At 38.2% G+C, this 7,072-nt stretch carries 8 protein-coding genes; 4 read left to right on the top strand and 4 right to left on the bottom strand.

Going from position 1 to position 7,072, the window contains the following annotated elements; all coding sequences use genetic code 11:
- Positions 1-186: 186 nt before the first annotated feature.
- Positions 187-477, bottom strand: coding sequence for a DUF3270 family protein (locus ACVRZH_RS09690; protein WP_447455084.1), 291 nt, complete (start codon positions 475-477; stop codon positions 187-189).
- Positions 478-775: 298 nt separating this feature from the next.
- On the opposite strand from ACVRZH_RS09690, the gene ACVRZH_RS09685 reads away from it, so the two are divergent.
- Complete coding sequence (locus ACVRZH_RS09685; RefSeq protein ID WP_447455083.1) at positions 776-1,702, top strand: peptidase U32 family protein; 927 nt, start codon at positions 776-778, stop codon at positions 1,700-1,702.
- Between the two features lie 59 nt (positions 1,703-1,761).
- Positions 1,762-3,048 carry a peptidase U32 family protein gene (locus tag ACVRZH_RS09680; protein WP_447455082.1) on the top strand — a complete coding sequence of 429 codons (1,287 nt, stop codon included), beginning with the start codon at positions 1,762-1,764 and terminating at the stop codon, positions 3,046-3,048.
- 19 nt (positions 3,049-3,067) lie between these two features.
- Here ACVRZH_RS09680 and ACVRZH_RS09675 read toward each other — a convergent pair whose 3' ends face one another.
- Positions 3,068-3,394 (bottom strand): hypothetical protein, encoded by a 327-nt coding sequence (locus ACVRZH_RS09675; RefSeq protein WP_447455081.1) that lies wholly within the window; start codon positions 3,392-3,394, stop codon positions 3,068-3,070.
- Positions 3,395-3,541: 147 nt separating this feature from the next.
- Between ACVRZH_RS09675 and ACVRZH_RS09670 the strand changes: the two genes are divergently transcribed.
- Positions 3,542-3,754, top strand: coding sequence for a YdbC family protein (locus tag ACVRZH_RS09670; protein WP_447455080.1), 213 nt, complete (start codon positions 3,542-3,544; stop codon positions 3,752-3,754).
- 117 nt (positions 3,755-3,871) lie between these two features.
- Here the strand turns inward: ACVRZH_RS09670 and ACVRZH_RS09665 are convergent, their stop codons facing one another.
- Positions 3,872-4,009, bottom strand: a complete 138-nt coding sequence (locus tag ACVRZH_RS09665; RefSeq protein ID WP_447455079.1) for a hypothetical protein — start codon at positions 4,007-4,009, stop codon at positions 3,872-3,874.
- 3 nt (positions 4,010-4,012) lie between these two features.
- Entirely contained in the window at positions 4,013-5,503 is a 1,491-nt protein-coding gene (lysS, locus tag ACVRZH_RS09660) for a lysine--tRNA ligase (protein WP_447455078.1), read from the bottom strand.
- Between the two features lie 206 nt (positions 5,504-5,709).
- Between lysS and ACVRZH_RS09655 the strand changes: the two genes are divergently transcribed.
- Positions 5,710-7,072: N-acetylmuramoyl-L-alanine amidase (locus ACVRZH_RS09655; RefSeq protein ID WP_447455077.1), on the top strand; the 1,363-nt coding region annotated here is incomplete at its 3' end.

The following is a 7,072-nucleotide window of genomic DNA, read 5'->3' as shown; positions in this document are numbered from 1 at the left end:
GATTCCGAAACTTTGACAACTTTAAAAGAAGGATTTTGATTGCCTTGAACATCAAAAAGGAGAGAACCAATCTGATTCTCTCCAGATGTTAGCTTTTCATCTACCCACTACAGTTGACAAAGAGCCGTTAATCAACTACAATAGGACACTATGATGAATTCTGAGGAGTGAGCTAATGATTAGTCATCAATCATTAAGCCAGTAGTTTAGGAGTCGAGATACAGCAACGACGACACAAGAGCTTAATAAAAGTGCAATACTAAAAGCCCAGAACGTTGACACTTCCTGAACAAGTAATATAAAGCAAAAGAGAACGGTACTAATTGCAAAACTAGCTATCTGACCGAAAAAAATCACATCACTTAACTCTAATTGATGAGGTGATATTTCTGTAAATTCATGGTATTTTGGCTCATACTGTAACTGATTATCAAATTCTTGTTCAGTTTGTCTTTGCCTATTCAATGATGTTGACATAGGTCTCCTTTATAGATAATTTCAGCGCATCTTATTTTACAATTCATACAGGTTAGCTAGGCTTGAAACTATCTGACTCATACATGGTATTATTGATGTGGCACTTAGGATATTGTTATAGGATTTAAAATCCATCATACTTACTTTTTTCGACAATAGCTAAAAGTGTCTCCATCTTCCATTCTATAGTAACATAAATTCGAAACTTTTTTGTTACAATTTTGTTACAGTAGACCTAAAAAGCTTAATTTTAAGGAATATCTAGGCATTTATTTGAAATTTTGATAAAATAAGGGGTATGGAAAAGATTATTATTACTGCAACAGCTGATTCATTTGAACAAGTTCAGATGCTTTTGGATTTAGGTGTTGATAGGATTTATGTCGGTGAAGAAGATTATGGTTTGCGTTTACCAAAATCATTTAGCTATGATGAGCTGAAAGAAATTGCTCATCTTGTACATAGCTCTGGTAAGGAATTGACGGTCGCTTGTAATGCCTTGATGCATCAAGATATGATGGATAATATTAAACCTTTTCTTGATTTGATGAAGGAGATTAAGGTTGACTACTTGGTAGCTGGCGATGCTGGAATTTTTTACGTTAATAAACGTGATGGTTATGATTTTAAGCTTATCTATGATACCTCTGTCTTTGTGACGTCAAGTCGTCAAGTGAATTTTTGGGGAGAGCATGGTGCTGTTGAAACGGTTTTAGCACGTGAAATTCCATCAGAAGAATTATTTGAGATTGCTAAGAATTTGAATTTCCCGGCAGAAGTATTGGTATATGGGGCATCAGTTATTCATCACTCCAAACGTCCGTTATTACAAAATTACTATAATTTCACACATATTGATGATGAAAAAACACGTGAACGTGGACTTTTTTTGGCAGAACCAAGTGACCCAGATAGCCATTATTCGATTTATGAAGATAAGCATGGGACGCATATCTTTATCAACAATGATATCAGTATGATGACTAAACTTCTTGAGTTAGCTGATAACGGTTTTAACCGCTGGAAATTAGATGGTATCTATTGTCCAGGAGATGATTTTGTCGAGATTGTGCGTTGTTTTGTTGAGGCTAGGGACTTGATTGAAAAAGGTCAGTTTAGTCAGGACCAAGCTTTTGTTTTAGAAGAACGCATTAGACAGTATCACCCTAAAAATCGTGGACTTGATACAGGTTTTTATGATTTTGACAAAGATACTGTCAAATAAATTGTAACACCATTTGATGATTTATTCACTTTTATCTTGCAAATAGAAGGGGTATTGATATGACAAGACAATTGAAAAGACCCGAGGTATTAGCACCTGCTGGGACGTTAGAAAAATTAAAGGTTGCCATTGATTACGGAGCAGATGCCGTCTTTGTTGGTGGTCAGGCTTATGGTTTGCGGAGTCGGGCTGGTAACTTTAGCATGGAAGAGATGCGTGAGGGGATTGAATATGCTCACGCGCGTGGTGCTAAGGTATATGTAGCTGCCAACATGGTCACCCATGAGGGTAATGAGATTGGTGCAGGTGCATGGTTTAGGGAATTGCGTGACATGGGCTTAGATGCCGTTATTATTTCCGATCCAGCCTTAATCGTTATCTGTGCCAATGAGGCACCTGGTTTGGAAATTCACCTATCCACTCAGGCATCATCAACCAATTATGAAACATTTGAATTTTGGAAAGAGCTTGGTCTGACACGTGTTGTGCTTGCACGTGAGGTTAGTATGCAAGAGCTTGAAACCATTCGTCAACGGACCTCTGTTGAAATAGAGGCTTTTGTCCACGGGGCAATGTGTATTTCTTACTCTGGGCGCTGTGTTTTATCCAATCATATGAGCCATCGGGATGCTAACAGAGGAGGTTGCTCTCAATCATGTCGTTGGAAGTACAATCTCTATGATATGCCTTTTGGGCAAGAGAGACGTTCTCTTGAAGGTGAAATACCTGAGGAGTTTTCAATGTCCTCTGTTGATATGTCCATGATCGATCGTATTCCTGATATGATCGAAAATGGTGTTGATAGTTTAAAAATTGAAGGCCGTATGAAGTCCATCCACTATGTGTCAACAGTGACAAATTGTTATAAAGCAGCTGTTGATGCTTATATGGAAAGTCCAGAAGCATTTGAAGCCATTAAGCAAGATTTGATTGATGAGATGTGGAAGGTTGCTCAAAGAGAACTGGCAACAGGTTTCTACTATCACACGCCGACTGAGAATGAACAGTTATTTGGCGCTCGCCGTAAAATTCCACAGTACAAGTTTGTTGGTGAAGTGGTTAGTTTTGATGAAGAGACGATGACTGCAACAATTCGTCAGAGAAACGTCATTAACGAAGGTGACAAGGTTGAGTTTTACGGACCAGGTTTTAGGCATTTTGAGACGACTATTCAAGAGCTACATAATGAACAGGGTGAAAAAATTGATCGAGCTCCAAATCCAATGGAACTACTGACCATTAAGTTACCTCAGTCTGTTAAAGCAGGCGACATGATTCGTGCTTGTAAGGAGGGTCTTATTAATCTTTATAAAGATGATGGTACTAGTCGAACAGTCAGGGCATAAAGTAAAAGGAGCTAAAAAGCTAGCTCCTTAATTGTTGAGATTGTCTGAGGTGATTAGGGACTATAGTGATTTTATCAATATCTTGTAAGGCAATAATAGCAGATAAATCCTTGTTGAAGTTTTTTAAGATAATCTTTTGTTGTTCTTTATCGTACTTGATGAGGTCACCTGTGAAGCTCCCCTGGTTGTAAATCACATGAATAGGAAGTTGTTCAGAAGAAGCTTTCTGAATTTGACTGATGAGATGATTTCGCTTTAGGGTGCTGGGAGTGGTTTTGGCTGTTTTAGGAGTACTGTCTACAAAAGATTTTAATTGATCAATTAAGGATGAGAAGATTTTTTTCATAGTATCTCCTTGTTTTTGATAAAATGATTATACACTAAAATGAAAATTTTGAAAATAAAAAGTTAGAACAAGGCAAAAATAAAATGTTTGACGAATAATAAGGTATAGGGTTAATTAATCCTAAGCATAAGATAAGGAGCTAAATATATGTCAGAATTTACATTTAAAATTGAAGAGAAATTATTGGTATTATCTGAAAATGATAAAGGGTGGACTAAGGAATTAAATCGTGTGAGTTTTAATGGTGCTGAGCCAAAGTTTGATATTAGGATGTGGAGTCCAGATCATACCAAGATGGGTAAAGGTATCACATTGACAAATGAAGAGTTTCAAGTCATTCTTAATGCGTTTAGAAAATAGAAAAGCTTGGGTTAACCTATAATTGTTTTTGGCTATTTGGACATTAATAATGTTTTGTAGTTGCTTATTAGTATCAGAAAAAATCTTCCAGTACAACTTGTTCTGGAAGATTTTTTCTTATTTTTGTTTGAGATATCGTGCTAAGGCTATAAAGGCAAATGTTACACCAAAGCCTAAAAAGCTCCATTTGTGAGTGATGATACCGTAAACAATAAAAATACTAGCTGAAATTAAAGCGATATGTTGTTTTTTCATGGCTTATTTCATCGTTGGGAACAAAAGGACATCTCGGATAGTTGTAGTATTGGTAAGGAGCATGCAAAGTCTGTCGATACCGATACCAAGTCCACCTGTTGGAGGCATACCGTATTCAAGGGCTTCCACAAAGTCATAATCAATACCAGTCGCTTCATCATCTCCAAGTTCTTTTGCCTTAGCCTGTGCCTTAAAACGTTCTAACTGATCGATAGGATCATTCAGTTCTGTAAAGGCGTTAGCGTATTCTTTGGTCATGATAAAGAGTTCAAAGCGATCTGTGAAGCGTTCATCATCAGGATTTTTCTTAGCCAGTGGTGAAACAGCCACAGGATGACCATAGACAAAAGTTGGTTGGATGAGTGTGTCCTCTACAAATTCTTCAAAGAAGGCATTGATGATATGGCCTACTTCAGTATAGTGTTTTTCAACAGGGACATGCTTTTCTTTGGCAATAGCAATAGCTTCTTCAAGACTCATATCTTGCCAGAAATCAACTCCAGTAATTGCTTTGATGGCATCAACCATGTGGACGCGTTTGAATGGTTCATTGATATAAATGGTGGTACCTTGATAGTCAATTGGTCCATCACCACAAACAGATTTGGCAGCGTGTTGGATAATACCTTCAGTAAGGTCCATAACGTCTAAGTAGTCTGCATAGGCTTCATAAACTTCAATAGATGTAAATTCTGGGTTATGTGTTGCATCCATTCCTTCATTACGGAAAATACGGCCAATTTCGTAAACTTTTTCCATACCACCAACGATAAGACGTTTGAGATGAAGTTCTGTCGCAATACGCAAGACCATGTCAATATTTTGAGCATTGTGGTGGGTAATGAATGGACGAGCAGCAGCACCACCAGCTTCATTATGTAAGACAGGTGTTTCTACTTCTAGGAAACCAAGTCCGTCTAGGTAGCGGCGGATTTCTGAAATCATTTTACTACGGGTTACAAAGCGCTCAAAGCTATCGCGGTTTGAAATTAAATCGAGGTAACGTTTACGATAGATGGTTTCAACGTCTGTCAGGCCATGGAATTTCTCTGGTAATGGGCGAAGTGATTTAGATAAGTGTGTTAAAGATGTTGCATGTAACGAAAGCTCACCGACATTGGTTTTCATAACATTGCCTTCAACACCAATAAAGTCTCCAAGGTCTGCTTTTTTAAAGATTTCATAGGCTTCTTCACCGACATCATCTTTACGAACGTAAATTTGAATTTGTCCTTCACGGTCTTGGATATGTGCAAAGCCAGCCTTACCCTTACCACGTTTGGTCATGATACGTCCAGCAATGATTGCTGAGGCGTTGAGTTCTTCTAATTCTTCCTTTGAGTGCTCCTGATAAGTGTTCTTTAATTGTGCAGAATCTGCAGTACGCTCAAAGCGTTTACCAAATGGATCAATACCTTGTTCAGCAAGGGCAGCCATTTTTTCACGACGAATGAGTTGTTGGTCGTTTAATTCTTCAAAATGTTGGTTAGACATATAATCCTCCAATAGTTATTCCTATTTATTTTAACATAAAAGAGGATATGAGTACACGAATATCACTATTTTCTTTTCAAGAAATCGGGTTTGGTCGTTTACAGTCTTATTTGTGATTTATTGTAAGCCAATAAATGCTATGAAAATCAGCTATATTATGATATGATGATACTAATATTTAAAGTTGTAAGGGAGTGTGTCAGGAAATGAGTCAGAAGAGAATAATTCGTCCTAAAAAACGATGGTTTGTAGCTAGTGCAGCAATGTTGACGGTGTTCGGAGGCGGTTTAGCTGAAGCAGATAGTCTTCAGGAGGCTCCTATTAGTTCAGAAACAGAAACTTCATTGGCTCCATTGTCCCTAGATGCGAACCCAGTTGCTGCTTCAGATTTAACGACAGCATCGATTACAGCTTCAGCAGCCTCTGATACAGTTGGGACCTCAGCTTCGCAAGGTAACTATAATGTCTATAATAAAGTGATTTTTATTGATGCTGGGCATGGTGGTGCAGACCCTGGAGCTGTGTATGAAAATACAACGGAAAAAAGTTTGACACTAAATATGCAGTCTTTGGTTAGGAATCGGTTAGAGGCAGAAGGTTATAGTATTGTTACAGCACGTGATGATAACTCTTATGTTGATTTGATTGATCGTTCTAAAAAGGCTAATATGAGCCAAGCAGATTTATTTGTTAGTATTCATTTTAATGCTGCAACAACTCCAACAGCTACAGGTATTGAAGCCTATTATTATCAATATCATAAGGACTATCCTTCAGCAATTAACCAAACATATCACAATGATGAGGAACGTCTTAACCATAGTGCTGTTTTGGCTAATGCCATCCAATCTGCTGTTGTATCCGAAACAGGTGGTAAAAATAACGGAGTGCTCCGAAGAACCTTTGCGGTATTAAGAGAAACAACTGCACCTGCTGTTCTTCTTGAATTAGGTTATATGTCAAATTCTTCAGAGTTAGCAAAATTAAAATCCCCTGCTTATCAGCAACAATTAGCAAAGGGGATTGTTGATGGTATTAAAAAATACTACAGTTATTATGGGGTGAGTGGATCAGTTGTAAAACAACCAGTATCTCAACCAGTCGTTAGCCCTCCATCTGTTTCTGGTGGGGTAAGGGTTATCCAAAAAACTGGTACGTATACCTTTACTCAACCGAGTGCAGTTAAGTCAGAGCCAAAAGTGCATTCCGCAACCTTAGCGACCTACCAAGCTGGTCAGCGTGTGAACTATGATCAAGTTGTGCAATCTGATAATCATCATTGGTTGAGCTATCTTTCTTATGGTGGTTACAGACGTTATGTGTCTCTAGGTCAAGTCAGCAGTCCTCAATCCAGTGTTCCTGCCCAACCGACGACTACTCCTGAGAAGCCAAGTACAGTAGCATCTCGACCAGTCGTTAGTTCTCCGTCTGTTTCTGGTGGGCTTAAAGTTATCTCTAAAACTGGTACATATACCTTTACTCAACCGAGTGCAGTTAAGTCAGAGCCAAAAGTGCATTCAGCAACCTTAGCGACCTACCAAGCTGGTCAGCGTGTGAACTATGATCAAG

This window comes from Streptococcus fryi (genome assembly GCF_053206505.1).
The sequence above is the reverse complement of the archived record's forward strand: the minus strand, read 5'-3'. Positions and strand labels throughout refer to the sequence as shown.

Coding starts and splice junctions, on each gene's coding strand:
- ACVRZH_RS09690 (WP_447455084.1), bottom strand. CDS start 477: ATGTCAACATCATTGAATAGGCAAAGACAAACTGAACAAGAATTTGAT.
- ACVRZH_RS09685 (WP_447455083.1), top strand. CDS start 776: ATGGAAAAGATTATTATTACTGCAACAGCTGATTCATTTGAACAAGTT.
- ACVRZH_RS09680 (WP_447455082.1), top strand. CDS start 1,762: ATGACAAGACAATTGAAAAGACCCGAGGTATTAGCACCTGCTGGGACG.
- ACVRZH_RS09675 (WP_447455081.1), bottom strand. CDS start 3,394: ATGAAAAAAATCTTCTCATCCTTAATTGATCAATTAAAATCTTTTGTA.
- ACVRZH_RS09670 (WP_447455080.1), top strand. CDS start 3,542: ATGTCAGAATTTACATTTAAAATTGAAGAGAAATTATTGGTATTATCT.
- ACVRZH_RS09665 (WP_447455079.1), bottom strand. CDS start 4,009: ATGAAAAAACAACATATCGCTTTAATTTCAGCTAGTATTTTTATTGTT.
- lysS (WP_447455078.1), bottom strand. CDS start 5,503: ATGTCTAACCAACATTTTGAAGAATTAAACGACCAACAACTCATTCGT.